Here is a 22458-nt window from a genome sequence, read left to right on the forward strand (position 1 = left end):
TTGGCCGTGATTCATCTCCAGTATGCGACTCGCTCCTTCAACTGGGGAGGGTGTCTTGTTTGTAATTAAGAACTACGTGACCACCGGAGGCACGGTCGCCTGTGCCCTTGCGATCGGTTACCTGATGCAGAATGGATCACCTGCGCAGCCGAACGGCACGCAGACCGTTGTCAATGCGACCGCAATGACAGACCAGGCTTCGATCATCGCCGGGCTGGAGGATATTGTTCTGACCTCCTCGACTCCAGCCACGGACGCGACCCAAACCAGAAAATCCCTGCAACCCAACCGTTCAGCCCCCTCAGAACCGATGGATTGCAAACTCAGCGCGCGGGCCCGTGCGGTTCCTGGTGCAGCCGCCGCGCTGACTGTCAGGGCTCCCTGTCACCCCAATCATCGGGTTGAAGTGCTGCACAGTGGTCTGACCGTGACGCAGATGACCGACGAAAAAGGGCGGATGGAGCTGACGCTTCCAGCGTTGTCCGAATATGCAATCTTTCTGATCTCGGTGGACGATCAGAATGGCACGGTCGCTACCACGCATGTCCCGGACCTGAACCAATACAACCGGATTGCCCTTCAGTGGACGGGCAAGACCGATCTGCAAATCCATGCCCTTGAATTTGGGGCAAGCTATGGCGGCGCAGGTCATGTTTCCTCTGATCCGAATGCGCAGGGCGCGGGCAATGTCGTTACTCTTGGCCATTCCGGTTTGGAAAGCGCACGCAATGTCGAAGTGTATTCCTTTCCAGCCGCTCAGGTCAGCCAGTCAGGATCAATTGCCCTGACGGTCGAAGCCGAAGTGACAGACGCCAACTGCGACCGCGATCTGAGCGTGCAGTCCTTCGAATTGCGCTCGGATCGCCGGCTGACATCGCGCGAGATGACGCTCAACCTGCCGAATTGCACCCAAACGGGTGAGTTTCTTGTGTTGAATAATCTGATCGAAGACCTGACAATCGCCGCAAACTAAACGCAGGCAGGCTCGATCTTCTTATGACCTTTCTTCGTGTGGCGGTCGCTGCACTTATTTTGCTGACGCTATCCACAAACGTGTCCGCGCAGGACATCACCCTGACATCCCACGACGGCAAGGTTGAGGTTGTCGGCAATCTGCTTGGCTTTGATGGTGAATTCTATCGGGTGGACACCCCGTTCGGAACACTGACTGTCGATGGATCAGGCGTCACGTGTGATGGTCCGGCGTGTCCCAGTCTGACCGATTTCGTGGCAGAGGTGCGTTTCTCAGGATCGTCTGTGATGGCCGAAAAGGTTCTGCCGGCGCTGATCGCAGGTTTCGCCCGGCAAGAGGGGTTGCTGGCCACATCTCAAGAGTCCGGGTCTGGCAACCTCGTGATCGAGCTACAGAAAACGGGTCGGAATGCACCGCTGGGGCGGTTCTTTTTCAGAGCAAGCAACACAGGGCAGGGTTTTGTCGATCTGACCAACAATGAGACCGACATTGTTATGGCCCTGCGCGAAGTGCGCGATGATGAGCAAACCACGGCAGAGGCGGCCGGTCTGGGTGACTTGACCCATGTTCGCCGGTCGCGTGTCGTGGCATTGGACGCGCTGGTCCCGATCGTTGCAATGGATAATCCCGTGCGGCAGATTTCCCCCACCGATCTGGTTCGGGTTTTTGCCGGAGAGATTATGAACTGGGCCGAATTGGGGGGGCCGGATGCGCCGATCTCAACCCATTTGCCTAGTGCCGGGTCAGGACTGGCCCAAATTGCCGAGGACCAGTTGTTTGTGCCATCAGATGCCGCCCTGTCGGAAAACGTGGTTCGACATTATCATAGCGGTGCACTTGTACGGGAAGTGGCAAGAGACCCGTTCGCCGTCGGGCTTGCAAGCCAAGCTGAACTGGACACTGTCCGTGCGCTGCCATTGACCGGGGGGTGCGGTCATGCGCTTTCTGCCACGCGGCAGACTATCAAGACTGAGGATTATCCCCTTACTTCGCCCATGTTCCTGTATCTGCCCAACCGCCGCCTACCCCGGATCGCAAGACAGTTTCTGGCCTATACCCAAAGCGATGCGGCACAGTTTCAGATCCGAAACTCTGGTTTTGTCGATCAAGCCCCTGAAATGATGCAGATCGGGTTACAGGGGGATCGGCTGGCAAACGCCATAGCGTCAGGCGGCCCTGAGGTCGGGCTGGACGAATTGCAGCGCATGATCGAAACGCTGCGTCCCCTCTCACGCTTATCGCTGTCCTTTCGGTTTGAGGCGGGATCGTCCCGGCCTGACGCGCAATCGCGGTCCAACATACGGCAACTGGCACAACAGATTGAATCCGGGGCATTCGATGCGCGCATGCTGACCTTTGTCGGGTTCAGCGATGGCGACGGTCCCGCCGCAGGCAATGCACGTATCGCCCTGCTGCGCGCAAAAACGGTTCGCAATGCAGTGCTGGCAGCCGTTGAGACCACAGTGCCAGACAGTGTCGAACTGAATGTGGATGCATTTGGTGAAGCGATGCCAATGGCCTGCGATGACACGAATTGGGGCCGCAAAGTAAATCGCCGGGTCGAGGTCTGGGTCGAGTGACAGCTACAGATACCCTTGGGAGCGGAAACTCAGCTCATTTGATTTTCCGATGATCAGGTGATCGTGCAGCGTCAGCCCCAAGGCTGTGCACGCATCCTGAATTCGGTTTGTCATGTCGATGTCCGATTGCGACGGCGTCGGATCACCCGAGGGATGGTTATGCACAAGGATCAGGGCCGAGGCGTTTAACTCAAGCGCGCGTTTGGCGACCTCGCGCGGGTAGACTGGCACATGGTCCACCGTGCCCTTGGCTTGTTCCTCATCCGCGATCAGCACATTCTTGCGGTCCAGAAAGAACACCCGAAACTGTTCAGTCTCGCGGTGCGCCATGGTTGTGTGGCAATAGTCCAGCAAAGCATCCCAGCCGGAAATCACGTGCCGCTGCATCACCCGCGCCCGTGCCATCCGGTGGGCGCACGCTTCGAGTATCTTGAGGTCGGTGATCACCGTATCACCCACGCCTTTGATCTGCCGCAACCGCTCTTCTGGCGCAGTCAAAACGCGGTTGAAATCGCCGAATGTGTCCATGAGGGCACGCGCCAGGGGTTTAACATCCTGCCGAGGGATCGCGCGGAAAAGGACCAGTTCCAGCAGCTCGTAATCCGGCATGGCAGCCGAACCGCCAGCCATGAACCGTTCGCGCAGCCGCTTGCGGTGATCCTTGATATAAGACGGCAGCTTACCCGTCGGCAAAGGTTGCACCGGGGCTTCGTCAACGTCGAACAATGAGGGGGCTTCGGCAAAGGCATCCTGAGTCATACTCAAAGATTGGCTCAGAATCAGTTTCTGAATGGTTAACGCGCCTCACCCGCCATGCGCGCGGTGGCCCGTCGGACAATCAGGTGCAAAAGGATGGAAAATACCCCCAGCGTCAGCATCGCAGCAAACATCAGATCGGTTTTGGCGCGCCCATTGGCCAACAGCATCAGATAACCCAACCCTTGCGAGGACCCGACCCATTCGCCGATCACCGCCCCGATCGGAGCATAAACGGCCGCCAGCCGCATCCCCGAGGCCAGCGACGGCAGCGCAGCGGGTATACGAATGTGCCACAACACGGCGCGGGGGCTGGCCTGCATGGTGCGCGCAAGGTCCAGATACCCTTGTGGCGTCCGCATCAGCCCGTCAAAGAAGGAGGACGTGATCGGGAAGTAGATGATCAACACGGCCATGGCGACCTTGGACCACAATCCGTATCCCAGCCACAGGGTCAGCAAAGGTGCCAGCGCGAAAACCGGCAAAGCCTGCGTAAAGACCAGCATCGGCTGCACCAACACCCGCGCCGCGCGTGAATTGGCCAGTTGCAGGGCGGTCAGAACCCCCAAAACCGTCCCAAAGGCCAGCCCGATCACCACCTCAACCGCCGTGATCCAAGTGTGATCCGCGATAATCCATCGGTTCTGCCACCATGTCTCGGCAACCAATGCCGGGCCGGGCAGGATGAATTTAGGCAACCCGGTCAGGCTAACGATCGCCTGCCAAATAGCCAGCGCAAACACAGTTGCAGCAAGGGCCGACAGGATCTTCATGCCGCCTCTCTCAGCAGTCGCAACAAAGCACCCTGCGTTTCCAGCGTTTCCAGATCATCCACATGGCGCGGCGCAGGCGCGGCTGGCGGATCGCATGAGGTCAGCCCCTGCGGTGTCATCACCACAATGGATTGACCCAGCCGCGCGGCCTCGCCCGGATCGTGGGTCACCAAAAGAACGGTCCTGCCCTTCAGCGCATCGGCGGCAAGGTCCTGCATATCGGCTCGTGTACGCGCATCCAGGGCCGAGAACGGCTCATCCAGCAGAACGATGGGCCGATCCTCCATCAGGGTTCGCGCCAACGCGACCCGCTGGCGTTGCCCCCCGGACAGTTCCGACGGCTTCTTGGCCATGTGATCCTGAAGACGCATCCGTTCGATCAAACGGTCCCTGCGTTCGATATCGGGTGTCTCACCGCGCAGCCGTGCGCCGAGTGACACGTTCTGCGCAACTGTCGCCCACGGCAACAGCAGATCGTCCTGCGCCATATACGCGACGCGATCCGCTACGGTCTGATCATCGCTTGCGGTAATCTGACCCTCGAAATCCGCGCCCGTTTCTAGCCCTGCGATCAAGCGCAGGACTGTGGTCTTTCCAACACCCGACCCCCCCAGCAAACAGGTCCACTGTCCCGACCCAAGGGTCAGGCTAAGCGGCGCGAACAGCGGCGCTCCCTCAATGGTAGCCGTGCCGCTTATGGTCAGATCGGGTGCAGGGATCATGGTGTCAGGCCCATTTGCCAGAAATTGACCTCAAGTTCCGTGGCGGTTCGGAAGGTCTGGCACAGCCTGTCCCACCGGGGCGAAGTTTCAAAATCCGGTCCAATACGTCGTGTTAGAGCCTGATCCAACAAAGATCCTACCGCCTTGCATGCCTCTTGATAGTCCGGGCCTGCATAGGTGTTGATCCAATCGCGATAGGTCTCCGACGTGGCCTCGGACGCCAAACGCGCTCCGATCTCGCCATAGCCCATCACGCAAGGCGCTAGGGCCGCCAGCAGATCCAGCAAATCGCCGCTATAGCCCGCCTCGAGCACGAACCGCGTATAGGCCAGATTCTCTGCACGTTCAGGGGTGGCGAACAGTTCCTCGCCCGAGATGCCTTCGGCCTCGCAGATACCGATATGAAGCTGCATTTCCTCGGCCACCAGCGCGTTCACAGTGCCAACGGCGGTCAGCATCTCGGAATGGGTTTCCGATTTCACCACCGCCAAGGCCCAGGCACGGGAGAAGTGGATCAGAAACACATAGTCCTGACGCAGATAGTGCAGGAACGCTTCACGCGGTAGGCTTCCGTCCTTCAGCCCTTCGACAAAAGCGTGGCGGGTATAGTCCCGCCACTGCCCTTGCGCCGCCTCGCGCATCAGCGCGAAGGCCTTGCCGTACTCGCTCATTGCGCGGTCACGTCGATGGTGATGTCGCTGACCGGGTTGATGCTGTCGATCATGCCGCTGTCCTTGAGGAATTCCTCGAACCGGGCATAACGGCCAGCGTCAAAACCCGCCGGACGCAGGGCAAAACGGGGCAGAGTGTCGACCCATGCGCGTGCATTCAGCTCGTCCTGCAGCTCGGGCGACGTGGCGGCGAAAATTTCCCAGCTTTTTTCGGGGTTGTTGACGATGTACTGGGTGGCTTTCTCGGTCGCTGCCAGAAAACGGGCGATCATGTCGGTGTTCATCTTGTCGGGATTGGCGACATAGATCAGTTCATCATAGGGCGGAACGCCTTCTTCCTCGATATAGAAGCAACGGCCTGCGACGCCTTCGATATCCATCTGGTTCAGCTCAAAGTTACGGAACGCACCGATAACCGCGTCGACCTGACCGGTCATCAGCGACGGCGACAGCGAGAAGTTCACGTTGATCAACTCGATATCGTCCAGTGCGACGCCATGCGCGTTCAGCATCGCGGTCAGGATCGCCTCTTCCACGCCTGCGACCGAGAATCCGACCTTCTTGCCTTTGAGATCGGCAAGCGATTTGATCGGGCCGTCCTCAAGCACCAACAGACAGTTGAGCGGCGTCGCAACCAAAGTGCCCACCCGCTTGAGCGGCAGCCCCTCGTGGATCTGCAGATGCAGTTGCGGTTGATAAGACACGGCCAATTCCGCCTGACCCGCAGCAACCAGACGCGGAGGCGCAGACGGGTCCGCAGGCGGGACGATCTCGACCTTAAGCCCCTCATCCGCGAAATAGCCGTTTTCCTGTGCGACGATGATGGGGCCGTGATCAGGGTTGATGAACCAGTCCAGCAGCACGGTCATCTTGTCCTCGGCCCATGCCGGCGCGGCGGCCAACAGAGCGATGGCTGTGATCAGCTTTTTCATGTCTCGCGTTTCCTTCTGTTCACGAGGTTACGGCCGCGACGAGGACAATCTCGCCGGACCAATCCGGTTGTAATTCTTCGGCGGCGCGCCACGCGCGCAAACCTGTGGCGCAGCACAAAGCCAGTGTTTTCTTCTTGTTAGGCTCTGATTTCAGGACGCTGAGCGGCAGGCGCTGCGCATTTGGATGCACGGGCTTCGGTGCTTCTTCTTCGCTGCGCAGTTCTATGATCAAGTCGTCCCCGGTCAGTTCGCCCGGGGAGACAAATCTGAAATGCCAATCGGGCTCGGGCGCATTGTCAAAGCGAAACGTGGTACTGCGCAGGGTTCGCGCGTCGAACTGAACCATCTGACCCAACGGCGAGGGATCCAGCCCCAAAATCAGGTTCAGCGTCATCTGCGCCTGCATCGCACCGATCAATCCCACGACAGGACCCAAGACACCTGCCGATGCGCAGCTTGCCCCATTGTCCGGCGCATCCGGGAACACAGCGCGCAGCGACGGGACACCGCAGCAGAACCCACCGACATAACCCGACAGTCCCAGAACCGACGCGGTGATCAGTGGTTTTCCCGCGCCAAAACACGTGTCGGACAGGATATAGCTGGCGGCGTAACTGTCAGCACAATCCAGAACCACATCTGCCTGCGCCACCAAGTCGGCTGCGTTTTCGCTTGTTAGGGCCTGTTCATTCGCACTTACGTTGATCTCGCCATTCAACGCGCGGCACCGTTCAGCGGCGACCGCAGCTTTGGGTCGCCCGCAATCCGCTTCGGCAAACAACGTCTGGCGGTGCAGGTTTGACAGGGCAACTGTATCACCATCCACAATCGTGATCTGCCCGATACCGGCACCGGCAAGTAGGGGAAGAACCGGTGCCGCCAGACCTCCGGCGCCAATCACCAGAACCCGAGTGTCGGACAAGCGCGCCTGACCTTCGGTCCCGACTTCGGGCAACAGAGTTTGACGCGCGTAGCGACTCATCGTGTGACCTCGATCCATTGGTGCACGCGGGCTTCGGGGTCGTCGTTCAAGGTGATGTCGGTCACAACCGAAACGATATCCGCACCCGCCTGCAGAACGCCCTCGGCGCGTTCAACGCTCATCCCACCAATTCCGACAAGGGGAATGTCGCCCACCCGTGCCTTCCACTCTGTTACGCGCGGCAAACCCTGCTGTTCCCACTTCATCTTCTTCAGAATCGTCGGATAGACCGGGCCAAGCGCCACGTAGTCCGGGTTCATCGCCAGAACACGCTCCAGCTCATCATCGTCATGGGTGGACACACCCAGCTTCAACCCAGCCTTTCGTATGGTTTTCAGATCAGCGTCGTCCAAATCCTCCTGACCCAGATGAATCCAGTCACACCCCGCATCAATGGCGGCCTGCCAGTAGTCGTTCACCACCAGCACCGTGCCGTGTGCTCGGCAGAGGTCAAGTGACACAGAAATCTGTTCCCGCACCACCTCATCCGGTTGATCCTTGATCCGCAATTGGACCAGTTTGACGCCCAGCGGCAACATGCGGCGCAACCAGTCGGAGTGATCGAAAATTGGGTAAAAACGGTCCAGCGTCATGACAGAAACGCCTTTCCGATCACCGGGGTCGAAGGTTCGGCCATATCGCGCGCCTCGATCGGATCGGCCTCATGCGCCAGTTGCCCCGCCTCAATCGCCAACATCATGGCCCGCGCCATCGCCACCGGGTCTCCCGCCCGTGCCACCGCCGTGTTGAGAAGCACGGCATCATAGCCCAGTTCCATCGCGTGTGCCGCGTGACTTGGAAGGCCTATCCCCGCATCAATCACCAAAGGCACATCGGCAAATTCAGCCCGCATCGCGCGCAGTGCGTATTCATTGTTCAGCCCGCGGCCTGACCCAATCGGCGCGCCCCAGGGCATCAACACCTCGCACCCGGCCCCAAAAAGGCGTTCCGCCACAACCAGATCGTCAGTGGTGTACGGGAAGACCTGAAACCCATCGTCGGTCAGGATGCGGGCCGCCTCGACCAGTTGAAACACATCCGGCTGTAGGCTGTCGGTATGGCCTATCAGTTCAAGTTTGATCCACTTGGTGTCAAACACCTCGCGCGCCATATGCGCCGTAGTCACGGCCTCTTTAACGGTATGACAGCCAGCAGTATTGGGCAGAACCAAAACGCCAAGGTCGCGGATCATTTGCCAAAACGTCTGCCCGGCACCGGATTCGCGCCGCAAGGACACGGTGGCGACCCCGGCTCTACTTTCCCTGAATGCCTTCTCTAGCATCGCCGGGCTGGGATACTGCGCCGTCCCCAGCATCAATGGATTCGGCAGCTTGGTGCCATAGAACGTCTTCATCTTCAGCCCCCCTGCATCGGCGCGACAACTTCGACCCTGTCGCCGTCAGTCAGTTTATGGGCGACGCGTAGGGTCGACGGCACAAAGTCTTCATTCACCGCCGTCGCGACACGTCCGGTAAACCCACATTCCAGCAGCAGGTCCGACAAGGTTTCGGCACGCACCTCACGCGGTTCACCGTTAAGCACGATCTTCATCGACCATCTCCGAATGTTTGTTCTCAAGCGCCAGATCCGCCACACCCTGCGCAAGTGCCGGGGCCAACAGGTAACCATGACGATACAGGCCGTTCGCATAGATCACATGCCCCCGACGCCGGATGCGTGGCAGGTTGTCAGGGAAAGCCGGGCGCAAATCGACCCCGATTTCCAGCACCTCGGCTTCTCCGAAGGCTGGGTTCAGCGCGTATGCGGCGCTCAACAATTCCAACATGGACCGCGCGGTGATGCGGCTGCTGTCCTCAGATTCGATCATTGTCGCGCCTAACATGTAGACGCCATTGCCGCGCGGCACGATGTAAAGCGGCATCCGCGGGTGCAACAGGCGCACAGGTCGGGTCAGAGTAACGTCGGGACACCGGATCACCAACATCTCGCCCTTAACCCCGCGAAGATCATGCAATGTCTCGCGCGCGTGCAAACCTCGACAATCAATGGTGTTTTTCAAACCAGATGGGGCAAGTTTCTGATGAAATACCACACCCTCTGATTGCAACTGCTGATACAGGTCCAGCAGCGCACGACGCGGATCCAGATGCGCCTCGTTCGAAAAAAACAGACCCTTAGGAAATCCCATTAAATCAGGCTCTAATTCGGCTATTTCTGGCTGATCGACGTCCTTAAATCCATGCGTCCGACGCGAGAACCGGCGCAGATCAGGCAAATCTCTTGAATTGGCAACAACCAGAGTACCGCACCGATGTACCACGGTGCGCGTGCCCCACCAGTCCAAAGCGCCTTGCCCTAGGCGCAGCACTGGCTCCTCGGCATTTTCATACTCGCACCAAGGGGCCAACATACCACCGGCCCACCATGAACATCCATGCGCACCCGGAGGTCCACCGGGGTCAAAAACCTGCACCTTCGCGCCACGCGACACAAGCTCGCTGGCGATGGTTAAACCGGCAACACCGGCCCCTATGACCGACCATAGCGTCACGCCGTCCATACCCGATGAAAGTGATGAACCGGCCCATGGCCCTCTCCGATATTCAGCTCATCCGCTTTGGCGATTGCCCCCTGAAGATACTCATGCGCCTGCGCGACCGCATCGGGCAGCGCCAGACCTTTGGCCAATCCTGCTGCAATCGACGACGACAACGTGCAACCGGTGCCGTGTGTGTTGCGAGTATCGAGACGGGGGGCCGTGTATTCGCCAACAACGCCCGAAGCGTCCAACAAGATATCGTGGCAAGTATCCCCGGCACCATGCCCGCCTTTCATTAATACGGCCTTTGCCCCCATTTCACACAAGCTGCGCCCCTGTTCCGCCATTTCCGCAGGCGACGTAGCCAGGGTGCAGTCCAACAGACACGCAGCTTCCGGCATATTGGGCGTCAATACCGAGGCTCGGGGTAAGAGTACATCCCGCAAGGTCTGAACCGCGTCCTGCGCCAACAAGGCATCCCCCGACTTGGCGATCATCACGGGATCCAAAACAATCGGACCTTCAAAAGCTGCAATGCTGTCGGCCACGGTATGGATAATCTCAGGCGTCGCCAACATTCCAATCTTGATGGCACCAACCTTCAGATCAGTCAGAACGGCATCAATTTGCGCCGCGATAACCTCCAGCGGTATTCCATGCACGGCGGTGACCGCACGGGTGTTCTGCGCCGTAACCGCCGTAACAACACTCGCGCCAAACACACCCAAGGCCGACATCGCCTTCAGGTCGGCCTGTATTCCAGCCCCGCCACCGCTGTCCGATCCCGCAATTGTCAATGCAATAGGCACCATTTGGTTGCTCCGGTTCAGTAGGGGCAACAGTGGCGTGGATAACGTCAGTAAACTGTACGACCGTTCCCTCCGCCGGCATTGCCCGGATCAGGTTCGATGGGTTGGCGCATTTGCACCTCTCAGCCCCATGATCAGGGCACCCCAACGGTTGGCGCAGAACATCTCAGGCGCGGTCGGATTAATCAAGAGGATTCTGCGAGGCTCTGCCTCGCGCTCCGGGATATTTCTGGCCAGATGAAGAACGGATCCCCTGCTTCATCTGGCTAAAAATATCCCGGGGGAGTCGCCCGAATGGGCGGCGGGGGCAGAGCCCCCTGACTGAAGGCTTCAGCTCTTCATCCCGTCCCAGAACGATTTCACGGAAGAGAAGAAGCTTTTGGATTCGGGATGATTGTCTTCGCCCAAGTCGTCGAACTCTTTCAAAAGCTCTTTCTGACGGCTGGTCAAGTTCACCGGTGTTTCCACCGCCAATTCGATGAACATATCGCCGACACCGCCACCACGCAGCGCAGGCATACCCTTGCTGCGTAGACGCATCTGTCGGCCCGACTGACTTCCAGCCGGAATCTGCACGCGACCACGGCCACCGTCGATCGTCGGCACTTCGATCGACCCACCCAGCGCAGCCTTTGCCATGCTGACCGGTACGCGGCAATAAAGGTTTACGCTGTCACGTTCGAACAGTTTGTGGTCCGAAACCTCGACAAAGATATAGAGATCACCAGGAGGGCCACCACGCATCCCGGCCTCACCCTCGCCTGCCAGACGAATGCGAGTGCCGGTTTCAACACCGGCAGGGATGTTCACGGACAATGCGCGCTCTTTTTCGACGCGACCTGCGCCGCCGCAGGATTTACAGGGGTTCTTTATGATCTGGCCGAGGCCCGAACAGGTCGGGCAAGACCGTTCAACCGTGAAAAAGCCCTGTTGCGCGCGGACCTTGCCCATGCCGGAACAGGTGGGGCAGGTCGTAGGCTCGACGCCACTTTCCGCACCCGAACCGTCACAAGCAGAACAGGCAACCGCAGCGGGGACATTGATGGTTTTCTGAAGCCCCGAGAACGCCTCTTCCAGCGTCACGCGCAGGTTGTAGCGAAGGTCTGATCCACGCGCGGCACGGCGGCCACCACCAGCCCCGCCACGCTGACCACCCATGAAATCGCCAAACAGGTCGTCAAATACGTCAGAAAAGGCACTGGAAAAGTCGCCCTGACCAAACCCACCACCGGGACGGCCACCACCACCCATGCCGTTTTCAAACGCGGCATGGCCAAAGCGATCATAGGCGGCCTTTTTCTCGGCATCGCGCAGAACGTCATAGGCTTCGTTCGCTTCCTTGAACTGCGCCTCGGCATCCGGGTTGTCCTTGTTGCGGTCGGGATGCAATTCCTTGGCTTTCTTGCGAAAGCCTTTCTTGATCTCGTCCGCTGATGCGCCCTTTGATACGCCGAGCACATCATAGTAGTCGCGTTTTGACATCAGTATTTCCTTCTGCCTCAACGTAATCGGGCCGGCCCGACAACCGGACCGGCCCGAATTGGCCCGGTTACCCGTTAGTTACGCTTGTCGTCGTCCAGATCTTCGAACTCGGCGTCGACAATATCATCATCGCCCGGCGCTGCGTCTGCCGCTGCAGGCTCATCCTCACCTTCTTCGGCTTGCGCCTTGTAGATGGCCTCACCCAGCTTCATGGCCGCTTCGGTGACATTCTGGATGCCCGACTTGATCTTGTCGGCATTCTCGGTTTCCAGCTCGTCTTTCAGCGCGGCAATCGCCAGCTCGATCGCTTCGATGGTGGTCGGGTCGACCTTGTCGGCATGCTCTTCCATCGACTTCTCGGTCGAATGGATGAGGCTTTCCGCCTGGTTCTTGGCGTCCACCAGCTCGCGGCGTTCCTTGTCGGCCTCGGCATTTTCCTCGGCGTCCTTGACCATCTTTTCGATGTCCGCGTCGGAAAGACCGCCCGAAGCCTGGATAGTGATCTTTTGCTCTTTGCCGGTGCCTTTGTCTTTGGCCGAAACCGAGACAATGCCGTTGGCGTCGATGTCAAAAGTCACCTCGATCTGAGGCATACCGCGCGGTGCGGGCGGGATATCTTCCAGGTTGAACTGGCCCAGAATCTTATTGTCCGCAGCCATTTCACGCTCACCCTGGAACACGCGAATGGTCACGGCGTTCTGGTTGTCCTCGGCGGTCGAGAAGACCTGAGACTTTTTCGTCGGGATGGTCGTGTTGCGGTCGATCAGGCGGGTGAACACGCCACCCAGCGTTTCAATACCCAGCGACAGCGGGGTCACATCCAGCAGAACCACGTCTTTTACGTCGCCCTGCAAAACACCTGCCTGAATGGCAGCGCCCATGGCAACAACTTCGTCCGGGTTCACGCCTTTGTGCGGCTCTTTACCGAAGAACTTGGTGACCTCTTCGATCACTTTCGGCATCCGGGTCATACCACCGACCAGAACAACCTCATCCACATCGCCAGCCGACAGACCCGCATCTTTCAGTGCGGCCGCGCAAGGCTTCATCGACTTCTTGATCAGATCGCCCACCAGCGATTCCAGCTTGGCACGCGTCAGTTTCATGACCATGTGCAGCGGCTGGCCGTTTGCACCCATCGAGATGAACGGCTGGTTGATCTCGGTCTGCGAGGTCGAGCTGAGCTCGATCTTGGCTTTCTCAGCGGCTTCTTTCAGGCGCTGTAGGGCCATTTTGTCGCTGGACAGATCGACGCCGTGTTCCTTTTTGAACTCATCCGCCAGGTAGTTGACGATGCGCATGTCAAAGTCTTCACCACCCAGGAAGGTATCGCCATTGGTCGATTTGACCTCGAACAGGCCGTCGTCGATTTCCAGAATGGTCACGTCGAAGGTACCGCCGCCAAGGTCATAAACCGCGATGGTTTGGGTTTCTTCTTTATCCAGACCATAGGCCAGCGCAGCAGCCGTCGGTTCGTTGATGATCCGCAGCACTTCCAGACCGGCGATTTTACCTGCGTCTTTGGTCGCCTGACGCTGAGCGTCGTTGAAATAGGCCGGAACGGTGATAACGGCCTGCGTGACTTCCTCACCCAGATAGCTTTCTGCGGTTTCCTTCATCTTGCCCAGAGTGAAGGCTGAGATCTGGCTTGGGGAGTACTTTTCACCACGGGCTTCAACCCAAGCGTCACCATTGCCGCCATTGACGATGGCATACGGCACCATCTTCTTGTCTTTTTCGACTTCTGCATCATCCACACGACGGCCGATCAGACGCTTGACGCCAAAGATCGTGTTGTCGGGGTTGGTGACCGCCTGACGTTTTGCAGGCTGACCGACCAGTCGCTCATCTTCGGTGAAGGCGACGATCGAGGGCGTGGTCCGCGCCCCTTCGGCGTTTTCGATGACCTTCGGCTGCGAGCCGTCCATGATGGCCACGCACGAGTTGGTGGTTCCGAGGTCAATCCCGATTACTTTACTCATATGTTCAATCCCTTTCTCTTCAAGGCGATGTCCGAGGTCCGGACCCGTTATGGCACCCGCCCCCGATCTGATTTGCGCAATAGCTCTACACCATCACGCGTCCCGGCGTATATAAGGGCGGGACCAAAAGCCTGCAAGCGGTGTAAATCGCAGGTTTTGGGGATTTTGTGGCCTTTTTTCGCAAGGTTTTGGCAAGGATTGAGGATTCTGCGATGGCGCGGCTGGTTTTGCGCGATTTCGACATCAGAAAAGCCTATCTGGACAGCACTGAACAAACAGGGCTGGTCGAAGTATTGCGCCCGGTTCTGAAATCCGCGCCTTTGTTCCGGCCTGTTACGCCCTCGGGCAAGGAAATGTCCGTTCGTATGACCTCGGCCGGATCGTTGGGCTGGGTGACAGATCGCGCGGGCTACAGGTATCAGTCGCAGCATCCCAAAGGGGTCAGTTGGCCGTCAATCCCCGAACCCATTCTTGCTGTCTGGCGCGATCTGGCCAGCGCGGAACGTGACCCCGATTGCTGCCTGATCAACTATTACGGCGAAGATGCCCGAATGGGGCTGCATCAGGACAAGGACGAAGCAGATTTTTCCTGGCCGGTTCTGTCAATTTCGCTTGGTGATGACGCCTTGTTCCGCATTGGCAACAACACCCGAGGCGGCAAGACCGAGTCGATCTGGCTGAACTCGGGCGATGTCGTGATTATGGGTGGCCCTGCGCGCCTGACCTATCACGGCGTGGATCGCATCCGGTTCGGGTCATCCAAGCTGTTGCCGAAAAGCGGACGGATCAACCTGACCCTGCGCGTGGCCAGTTAGCGGCGCGCGTTCCAACTCTGCGAGATTTGCTGGCGCGTGTAGAATATTCCCAGCAGGCCGATCAGCAATAACGTCAAGCCAACCCAGATTGGATATTCCCAGTTGGTATTACGCGGAAAATAGTTCCGAAACACAAATCCGCGGCACTGGTCGATGATATGAAACAACGGGTTCCACGCAAACATCGTCAACATAAAACCGCCCAGCGCGTTTGCCACGAACATCTTTCCCGAAAAGACCATGTTCAATCTGCGATAAATCGTGCTCAGAATCGTCGAAGTCGTTGGAAACCACGGCTTCAGGGCCATGAATACCACACCTACAGAGCACCCCGTAAACCAGGCCAATATCAGCATGTAGAACGCACCGCCTGGATCTTGAATCTCCAACGGGGCAACAAGAACCACGTACCCGAATAGGATCACGAAAATGGATACCATTTGCGTGTAAAGCGTTCCAAACGCGGCAGCCAGCAGAACCACCATCATGTTCATCGGTGAATGCAGCATCATCGGGTTGTCGCCGGTACCAACACCGGACACAGCACCAACCGCTTTGACATGTGTGATGAACAAAAAGATGCCTGAGAGCAGAAACAGGATGAACTCACCCCGAACCTTGGCAACACGGGTCCCAAGGAAGGACATGATCAGATAAAAGACGGTGACCAGTGCCAGAACCTGAATGATATTCTTAACAATTGCGATAATTGCGTTGGAATGACCCGCGCGGATGTTGCGCACGACAGCGTGAAACACGAGTTCAGCCGTTGTGAACGCGCCACCCAAAAGAGTCTGATTTCGCTTAAAATAAAACACGCGTGCGTCGTTTCCTGCCCAATCGCTTCTAAATTGCCACGAAATTCTTGCCGATCCGTAACTGGCACATCATAAGGCCGGCAGAATATTCAATCAACAAATCACAGGAACGGAGCATTTTTGTGACTTACGACGCCCTTATCCCCGTCATCCGCCGATTGGCTTTGGAAGCTGGCGACAAAATCATGGAAATCTATAATTCGGATGATTTCGACGTGAAGGTCAAATCCGACTCCAGCCCAGTGACCGAAGCAGATGAGGCCGCAGACGTCCTGATCTCGGCGGGTTTGCGCGACGCTTTCCCGGATATTCTGCTGGTAACCGAGGAACAGGCAGACTCGCACTCGGAAAAAGGCGACACGTTCCTGATCGTCGACCCATTGGACGGGACCAAGGAATTCATCAACCGCCGAGGCGATTTCACCGTGAACATCGCACTTGTTGAAAATGGCACGCCGACCCATGGCGTTGTTTATGCCCCAGCCAAAGGGCGCATGTTCTACACGCAGCCTAACGGACAATCGGTTGAGGAAACCGGCGCGCTTGATAAGGACAATATCGGCGAAACGACTTCGATTTCAGTCTCTAAACCGGACAATTCCGCACTTTTGATCGTGGCTTCGAAATCACACCGGGATCAGGCGACCGAGGATTACATCAATAAGTATCAGGTGCAGGACAGCAAAAGCGCCGGCTCATCGCTGAAATTCTGTCTGGTGGCAACGGGTGAGGCCGATCTGTACCCCCGCGTCGGCCGCACGATGGAGTGGGACACAGCCGCAGGTCACGCCGTTCTGGCAGGCGCTGGCGGTAATGTGGTCCGCTTTGACGATCATACACCACTGACCTACGGCAAGGACGGCTATGCAAACCCGTTCTTCATCGCTTACGCTCCGGGTGTTGACCTGAAGGAGGCCTGATGTCCGTTCTGATCGCCATTCCCGCCCGCTATGCCTCGACCCGCTATCCGGGCAAACCCCTGGTTCCCCTGACCGGCGCAAGCGGCAAAGCAATGACCCTGATTGAACGGTCATGGCGCGCAGCCGGTTCCGTATCCGGTGTGGACAAGGTGGTTGTTGCCACCGATGACGACCGCATCCGTGACGCCGCCGAAGAATTCGGGGCCGAGGTTGTCATGACCTCGGAATCCTGTGGCAATGGGACCGAACGCTGCGCCGAAACCCACGCCAATCTGGGCATGGGCTTTGACATCGTGGTCAACTTGCAGGGCGACGCACCGCTGACCCCGCATTGGTTCGTCGAAGACCTGATCGAAGGGCTACGCGACGCACCAGATGCAGGTGTCGCCACACCGGTTCTGCGCTGTGATGGCGATGCGCTTAACAGCCTTCTGAATGATCGCAAGAACGGGCGCGTCGGCGGCACGACCGCCGTCTTCGCCGCAGATCACAGCGCCATGTATTTTTCGAAAGAAGTGGTTCCCTATACCGCCCAGACCTATGCGCCGGCGGACGACACCCCAGTTTTTCACCACGTCGGCGTTTATGCCTATCGTCCTGATGCTCTGGCCGCTTACCCCACATGGCCCGTTGGCCCGCTGGAACAATTGGAAGGTCTGGAACAACTACGCTTCATGGAAAACGGGCGCAAGGTTCTTTGCGTCGAGGTTGAAGCCAAGGGTCGTCAGTTCTGGGAACTGAACAACCCGCAGGACGTGCCGAAACTGGAACAGATGATGGCCACCATGGGGCTGGACTGACCGCAGTGTTTATCACAAGTAACCGACCTTTTTGGGCGGCAAGACAAATTGGACTATTAAATGACTAATATTCTTGTGACCGGCGGTGCCGGCTACATCGGGTCGCATGCCTGCAAAGCGTTGTCGCAAGCAGGATACACGCCTGTGACCTTTGACAACCTGATTACCGGTTGGCAGGACGCTGTTAAATTTGGCCCATTTGAACAAGGCGACCTATTGGACCGCGCCCGGCTAGACGAGGTTTTCGCCAAATACCAGCCCGCCGCCGTGATGCATTTCGCGGCCCTCAGCCAGGTGGGTGAGGCGATGTCGGAACCGGGCAAATACTGGACCAACAATGTCACCGGATCGCTGTCTCTGATCGAGGCCGCCGTTGCCGCCGGGTGCCTGAACTTCGTGTTTTCGTCGACCTGCGCTACCTATGGCGAACACGACAATGTCGTGCTGGACGAAAACACACCGCAGGAACCGCTTAACGCGTATGGCGCATCCAAACGGGCGATCGAAGACATTTTGCGCGACTTTCAGGCGGCGCATGGTCTGAACCACGTGATTTTCCGGTATTTCAACGTGGCGGGCGCGGACCCTGACGGTGAAGTTGGCGAATTCCACCGCCCCGAGACACATCTAATCCCGCTGATGCTGGATGCCATCGACGGCAAGCGCGACGGCCTGACGGTGTTTGGCACCGATTATGACACGCCGGACGGGACCTGCATCCGCGACTATGTCCACGTCTGCGATCTGGTCGATGCGCATGTTCTGGGTCTGAACTGGCTGGAACAGAACAAGGGCAGCCGCGTGTTCAACCTTGGGACAGGCAGTGGTTTTTCCGTGATGGAGGTTATCGGACACTCCAAGTCCGTCACCAATCGCGACGTGCCCTATTCCGTGGGGCCGCGCCGGGCCGGAGACTGCACCAAGCTGGTTTCGGGGTCGGTGCGCGCCGGTGATGAACTTGGCTGGGCACCGAATAGATCTACGTTAGAGACTATGATCGCGGATGCATGGCGCTGGCACCAAAACGGCCATTACGAGAAATGAGCTCCCTGTGACCGGTACCGAGGATACTCTGCCGCCCCTGTCATGGGTGCAGAAGTACCGGTTGCGCCTGAAACGACGGCGGCTGCTGTGGAGATCATTTCGCAGCCGCCATCAGCTGACCCCGCTACAGGATCGAACCCGCGCTATCAAACCGGGCGACATTCTGGCCTTTACCACCCTTCGGAACGAGATTACCCGCCTGCCCTGGTTTCTACGGCACTACCGTGCCTTGGGTGTGGATCAGTTCCTGATTGTGGATAACGGCAGCGATGATGGAACGGTCGCCTTTCTTCGCAACCAGCCGGACGTGTCGCTGTGGCAGACACACGACAGCTATCGCGATGCGCGGTACGGGCTGGACTGGCTGACATGGCTACAGATGCGGCATGGGCATGGGCACTGGACGCTGATGGTAGATGCCGATGAGCTGTTGATTTACCCAGAGCATGATACGCGATCGCTGCGCGATCTGACGTCCCTTCTGGACCGACAAGGCCGCAACGCCTTTGGCGCGTTGATGCTGGACCTTTATCCCAAAGACCCGCTAGGGGTTCAGGGATATGAACCCGACACTGACCCAACTGCCGTTCTGAGCTGGTTTGACCCCGGTCCTTACCGCGTAATACGGCAGTCTCCTCTGGGAAATCTATGGGTTCAAGGCGGGGCCCGCGAACGAATGTTCTTTGCCGACACGCCGCGACAGTCCCCAACGTTGAACAAGCTTCCTCTGGTTCGGTGGTCCCGGCGGTATGCCTTTGTAAATTCGTGCCATTCGGCCTTACCGCGAAAATTGAACGCGGCCTATGACGGTCCGGGGGACAGCAGGCCGTCGGGCGTTTTGCTGCACACCAAGTTTCTGCCCGAGGTGATCGAGAAATCGAAGGTCGAGAAAACCCGGCGACAGCATTTCCACAACCCCGATCAGTTCGCGGACTATTATGACGGGATAATTAATCGCCCCTTAATGTGGACACCTCAGTCGGAGCGTTACACAGGCTGGAGGCAACTGCAGCAGCTTGGGCTGATGGGCAATATTGAATGAAAATTCGGCCTCTTCGGCTAACGGCTTGTAAATGCGTTGCCTCGATAGATGGAAAAGTGGCATAACCCGATAATGACCCGGCACCACTCTGGCTGATCCAGGCCCCGGGTATGCTCGCGTATATCAAAAAGGTAGGGCAGTCACGTGAGCCTGTTGGATTCTTACCGAATGAGATTGCGGCGCAAGCGCCGTATTTTTCGCTGCGTTCGGAAACGGCGTGATCTTACGGCCGTTTCGACAAAAACACAGAACATAGAACGACGTGATGTTCTGTTGACGAGCGTCGTGCGAAACGAAAAAATTCGCCTGCCGTTCTTTCTGGAATATTACCGCCGCTTGGGGGTCAATCACTTTCTATTTGTCGACAATGGCAGCGATGACGGAACGGGCGCATTTCTGGCCGATCAACCGGATGTTTCGGTCTGGCGGGCTGATGCAAGCTATAAGCGGGCCACGTTCGGTATCGACTGGTCGAATTACCTGCTGCGCAAATACGCGCATGGTCACTGGGTTCTGACAGTCGACCCGGATGAGTTCTTTATTTACCCGTTCTGCGACACCCGCCCAGTGCGGGCATTGACCGATTGGCTGGACAGTTGCGCCGTGCGCAGTTTTGGGACGATGCTGATCGACATGTACCCGCGCGGCCCCGTTGAGGCCGAACCTTACACTGAGGGTCAGGACCCGTTCGAAATCGCCCGCTGGTTTGACTCGGGCAACTACATGATCACAAAGAACCACGACTACGGGAACTTGTGGATTCAGGGCGGACCCCGCGCGCGGGTGTTTTTCCGGGACAACCCATCCAAAGCCCCCGCGCTGAACAAGATACCGCTGGTCAAGTGGGACCGGCGTTATGTTTACGTCAGTTCAACCCATTCTTTGCTGCCGCGCGGCCTAAACCAGGTTTATGACGAATGGGGTGGCGAAAAAACCAGCGGAGCACTACTGCATGCCAAGCTGATCGACACTTTGGGAGATAAGGCCCGAGAGGAAATGGAGCGCGGCCAACACTATCGAAGATCGGGTGAATACCGCGCCTATGCCCAAGGATTGGACGACCAGCCCGTCTTTTGGTGCGACTGGTCCGAGAAATACATCAACTGGCGGCAGCTCGAAATTTTGGGGCTCATGTCCAAAGGAAACTGGGCATGAGCAAACTTGGCATCGTCATGCTTGTTCATTCTGCCCTGCACCGGGTCGAGCAGGTTGCGCGCCATTGGGCCACCGCCGGGTGCCCTGTTGTTATTCACGTCGATCAAAAAGTCTCGGACGAAGCATATTCAGAGCTGGCCGCATCCTGTGCGGACACGCCACTGATCCGATTTTCCGAGCGCCACACGTGCCAATGGGGTGGGTGGAGCATCGTGGCAGCCTCGCAATCCGCGGCCGAACTGATGCTAGACACGTTCCCGGATGTTCATCACGTCTATTTGTCGTCGGGTGCCTGCCTTCCACTGCGACCGGTTTCCGAACTCGTTGACTATCTTGCGGAACGTCCACGCGTGGATTTCATCGAAAGCGCGACCACTGCCGATGTTAGCTGGACCATCGGAGGGCTGGATCAGGAACGGTTTACGCTTAGGTTTCCGTTCTCATGGCGCAGGCACCGCAAGCTGTTCGACCTGTACGTCCGGCTGCAACGAGCGCTTGGGATGCGGCGTCGCATCCCCAAAGGATTGGTGCCGCACATGGGCAGCCAATGGTGGTGCCTGACCCGTCAGACGCTGTCCGCCATTTTGCAGGACCCCAAGCGCAAGGTGTATGATCGGTATTTTCGCCGGGTCTGGATACCCGACGAAAGCTATTTCCAGACATTGGCGCGCCTTTATTCGACCCATATCGAAAGCCGGTCGCTCACCCTGTCCAAATTCGACTATCAGGGGCGCCCGCATATCTTCTACGACGACCACCTGCAGCTTTTGCGCAGGTCTGATTGCTTTGTGGCCCGTAAGGTCTGGCGCGACGCGGATCGGCTGTATCAGTCCTTTCTGTCCGATCAGGCGGGCAAAATGAAACCGGCGGAACCCAATCCGGGGAAGATCGATCGCGTATTCTCGAAGGCGGTCGAGCGCCGCACGCGGGGACGGGATGGGCTGTATATGCAAAGCCGTTTTCCGCGTCATGGCAGCGAGAATGGCCTGACATGTTTCCCCTATTCCGTCTTTCAGGGTTTTGCCGAACTGTTTGAGGATTTTGAGCCTTGGCTGACTGAAACAACAGGCGGGCGCGTGCACGGCCACCTTTTCGCACCCAACCGGGCAGAGTTCTCGGGCGGTGAAACCATCATTAACGGCGCGTTGAGTGACTGTGCGAAGTTACGGGACTATAACCCGACCGCCTTTCTATCCAACTTGGTCTGGAATACCCGAGGCGAGCGGCAGTGTTTTCAGTTTGGGCCGCGTGACACGCAAAAGATCAACTGGTTTCTGGCGCGTGACAAGAATGCCCAAGTCTCGGTGATCACTGGCGCATGGGCCATCCCGCTGTTTCGGTCCAACCTGAATTTCTCGGACATTCGCAACGAGGCCGCCCGGCTTCAACAGATCGAAACCAAACAGCTTGAGGTTTTGAACTCGGTCTGGACCAAGGCACGGATTCGAACGTGGTCTCTTGCGGAATTTGTTGAAACACCGATGGAACCGCTTCAGGCGGTGGTCGGGGAAATAGGCATTCAAAACCAAAGCCATCTCACACAGACCCCGACCATGGTTGACCTTTCGGGATTTGGCCAATTCCTGCAAAACCTTAAGAACCAGGGGATGCATCCCTACCTGATGGGCGACTTTCCGTCAGACGACGTGTTCGGAAACCAGGTCAGGCCATATCCAAAACCTTACTTGGTGCGATAACCAGA

23 protein-coding genes and 1 riboswitch are annotated in these 22458 nt (G+C 57.9%); of the genes, 9 read left to right on the forward strand and 14 right to left on the reverse strand.

The window, feature by feature from the left end; translation table 11 throughout:
• The first annotated feature begins 55 nt into the window (after positions 1 to 55).
• Together RUESEDTHA_RS06745 and RUESEDTHA_RS06750 are read left to right on the forward strand one after the other, a co-directional pair.
• Entirely contained in the window at positions 56 to 973 is a 918-nt protein-coding gene (locus tag RUESEDTHA_RS06745; RefSeq protein ID WP_180885498.1) for a hypothetical protein, read from the forward strand.
• Positions 974 to 996: 23 nt separating this feature from the next.
• Positions 997 to 2553 (forward strand): phosphate ABC transporter substrate-binding/OmpA family protein, encoded by a 1557-nt coding sequence (locus RUESEDTHA_RS06750; protein WP_180885500.1) that lies wholly within the window; start codon positions 997 to 999, stop codon positions 2551 to 2553.
• A gap of 3 nt (positions 2554 to 2556) precedes the next feature.
• Here RUESEDTHA_RS06750 and radC read toward each other — a convergent pair whose 3' ends face one another.
• The 13 genes from radC to dnaK form a co-directional block, all read right to left on the reverse strand.
• Complete coding sequence (gene radC, locus RUESEDTHA_RS06755; protein WP_180885941.1) at positions 2557 to 3312, reverse strand: DNA repair protein RadC; 756 nt, start codon at positions 3310 to 3312, stop codon at positions 2557 to 2559.
• Between the two features lie 35 nt (positions 3313 to 3347).
• The gene (locus RUESEDTHA_RS06760; RefSeq protein ID WP_180885502.1) at positions 3348 to 4082 is read right to left on the reverse strand and encodes an ABC transporter permease; all 735 of its coding nucleotides are present in this window, start codon (positions 4080 to 4082) and stop codon (positions 3348 to 3350) included.
• Positions 4079 to 4804, reverse strand: coding sequence for an ABC transporter ATP-binding protein (locus RUESEDTHA_RS06765; RefSeq protein ID WP_180885504.1), 726 nt, complete (start codon positions 4802 to 4804; stop codon positions 4079 to 4081). The genes RUESEDTHA_RS06760 and RUESEDTHA_RS06765 overlap by 4 nt, the downstream gene beginning before the upstream one ends.
• Positions 4801 to 5475: a thiaminase II gene (gene tenA / locus RUESEDTHA_RS06770; RefSeq protein ID WP_180885506.1), complete on the reverse strand. Its 675-nt coding sequence runs from the start codon at positions 5473 to 5475 to the stop codon at positions 4801 to 4803. The genes RUESEDTHA_RS06765 and tenA overlap by 4 nt, the downstream gene beginning before the upstream one ends.
• Positions 5472 to 6407, reverse strand: a complete 936-nt coding sequence (locus tag RUESEDTHA_RS06775; RefSeq protein WP_180885508.1) for an ABC transporter substrate-binding protein — start codon at positions 6405 to 6407, stop codon at positions 5472 to 5474. Before RUESEDTHA_RS06775 ends, tenA begins: the two co-directional genes overlap by 4 nt.
• Before the next feature lie 19 nt (positions 6408 to 6426).
• On the reverse strand, positions 6427 to 7389 hold the full coding sequence (locus RUESEDTHA_RS06780; RefSeq protein WP_180885510.1) for a HesA/MoeB/ThiF family protein: 963 nt from the start codon (positions 7387 to 7389) through the stop codon (positions 6427 to 6429).
• Positions 7386 to 7982, reverse strand: coding sequence for a thiamine phosphate synthase (locus RUESEDTHA_RS06785; RefSeq protein ID WP_180885513.1), 597 nt, complete (start codon positions 7980 to 7982; stop codon positions 7386 to 7388). The genes RUESEDTHA_RS06780 and RUESEDTHA_RS06785 overlap by 4 nt, the downstream gene beginning before the upstream one ends.
• Complete coding sequence (locus RUESEDTHA_RS06790) at positions 7979 to 8743, reverse strand: thiazole synthase (RefSeq protein ID WP_180885517.1); 765 nt, start codon at positions 8741 to 8743, stop codon at positions 7979 to 7981. The genes RUESEDTHA_RS06785 and RUESEDTHA_RS06790 overlap by 4 nt, the downstream gene beginning before the upstream one ends.
• A gap of 2 nt (positions 8744 to 8745) precedes the next feature.
• Complete coding sequence (gene thiS / locus RUESEDTHA_RS06795; RefSeq protein ID WP_171123862.1) at positions 8746 to 8940, reverse strand: sulfur carrier protein ThiS; 195 nt, start codon at positions 8938 to 8940, stop codon at positions 8746 to 8748.
• On the reverse strand, positions 8924 to 9901 hold the full coding sequence (locus RUESEDTHA_RS06800) for an FAD-dependent oxidoreductase (protein ID WP_180885520.1): 978 nt from the start codon (positions 9899 to 9901) through the stop codon (positions 8924 to 8926). The genes thiS and RUESEDTHA_RS06800 overlap by 17 nt, the downstream gene beginning before the upstream one ends.
• Positions 9898 to 10701 carry a bifunctional hydroxymethylpyrimidine kinase/phosphomethylpyrimidine kinase gene (thiD, locus tag RUESEDTHA_RS06805; protein ID WP_180885523.1) on the reverse strand — a complete coding sequence of 268 codons (804 nt, stop codon included), beginning with the start codon at positions 10699 to 10701 and terminating at the stop codon, positions 9898 to 9900. The genes RUESEDTHA_RS06800 and thiD overlap by 4 nt, the downstream gene beginning before the upstream one ends.
• Before the next feature lie 47 nt (positions 10702 to 10748).
• A riboswitch (TPP riboswitch) is annotated at positions 10749 to 10855 on the reverse strand.
• Positions 10856 to 11028: 173 nt separating this feature from the next.
• A complete protein-coding gene (gene dnaJ / locus RUESEDTHA_RS06810; RefSeq protein ID WP_180885526.1) occupies positions 11029 to 12180 on the reverse strand; it encodes a molecular chaperone DnaJ in 1152 nt (383 codons plus the stop codon).
• 74 nt (positions 12181 to 12254) lie between these two features.
• Positions 12255 to 14162, reverse strand: a complete 1908-nt coding sequence (gene dnaK, locus RUESEDTHA_RS06815) for a molecular chaperone DnaK (protein ID WP_171212102.1) — start codon at positions 14160 to 14162, stop codon at positions 12255 to 12257.
• 212 nt (positions 14163 to 14374) lie between these two features.
• On the opposite strand from dnaK, the gene RUESEDTHA_RS06820 reads away from it, so the two are divergent.
• Positions 14375 to 14977, forward strand: a complete 603-nt coding sequence (locus tag RUESEDTHA_RS06820; RefSeq protein ID WP_180885528.1) for an alpha-ketoglutarate-dependent dioxygenase AlkB — start codon at positions 14375 to 14377, stop codon at positions 14975 to 14977.
• Here RUESEDTHA_RS06820 and RUESEDTHA_RS06825 read toward each other — a convergent pair.
• A complete protein-coding gene (locus RUESEDTHA_RS06825) occupies positions 14974 to 15795 on the reverse strand; it encodes an ABC transporter permease (RefSeq protein WP_180885531.1) in 822 nt (273 codons plus the stop codon). The genes RUESEDTHA_RS06820 and RUESEDTHA_RS06825 overlap by 4 nt on opposite strands.
• A 122-nt stretch (positions 15796 to 15917) precedes the next feature.
• On the opposite strand from RUESEDTHA_RS06825, the gene cysQ reads away from it, so the two are divergent.
• The 6 genes from cysQ to RUESEDTHA_RS06855 all read left to right on the forward strand — a co-directional run bounded on the left by cysQ (position 15918) and on the right by RUESEDTHA_RS06855 (position 22453).
• Complete coding sequence (gene cysQ / locus RUESEDTHA_RS06830) at positions 15918 to 16715, forward strand: 3'(2'),5'-bisphosphate nucleotidase CysQ (RefSeq protein ID WP_180885533.1); 798 nt, start codon at positions 15918 to 15920, stop codon at positions 16713 to 16715.
• Complete coding sequence (locus RUESEDTHA_RS06835) at positions 16715 to 17515, forward strand: manno-octulosonate cytidylyltransferase (RefSeq protein ID WP_180885536.1); 801 nt, start codon at positions 16715 to 16717, stop codon at positions 17513 to 17515. Before cysQ ends, RUESEDTHA_RS06835 begins: the two co-directional genes overlap by 1 nt.
• Before the next feature lie 60 nt (positions 17516 to 17575).
• Positions 17576 to 18559, forward strand: a complete 984-nt coding sequence (gene galE, locus RUESEDTHA_RS06840; protein WP_180885538.1) for a UDP-glucose 4-epimerase GalE — start codon at positions 17576 to 17578, stop codon at positions 18557 to 18559.
• Between the two features lie 7 nt (positions 18560 to 18566).
• A complete protein-coding gene (locus RUESEDTHA_RS06845) occupies positions 18567 to 19601 on the forward strand; it encodes a glycosyltransferase family 2 protein (RefSeq protein ID WP_255431639.1) in 1035 nt (344 codons plus the stop codon).
• A 168-nt stretch (positions 19602 to 19769) separates the two neighbouring features.
• Positions 19770 to 20756, forward strand: coding sequence for a glycosyltransferase family 2 protein (locus RUESEDTHA_RS06850; protein ID WP_180885943.1), 987 nt, complete (start codon positions 19770 to 19772; stop codon positions 20754 to 20756).
• The gene (locus tag RUESEDTHA_RS06855) at positions 20753 to 22453 is read left to right on the forward strand and encodes a beta-1,6-N-acetylglucosaminyltransferase (protein ID WP_180885543.1); all 1701 of its coding nucleotides are present in this window, start codon (positions 20753 to 20755) and stop codon (positions 22451 to 22453) included. The genes RUESEDTHA_RS06850 and RUESEDTHA_RS06855 overlap by 4 nt, the downstream gene beginning before the upstream one ends.
• Positions 22454 to 22458: the final 5 nt, after the last annotated feature.

This window comes from Ruegeria sp. THAF57, from assembly GCF_903914075.1.
Taxonomy (GTDB): Bacteria; Pseudomonadota; Alphaproteobacteria; order Rhodobacterales; family Rhodobacteraceae; genus Ruegeria.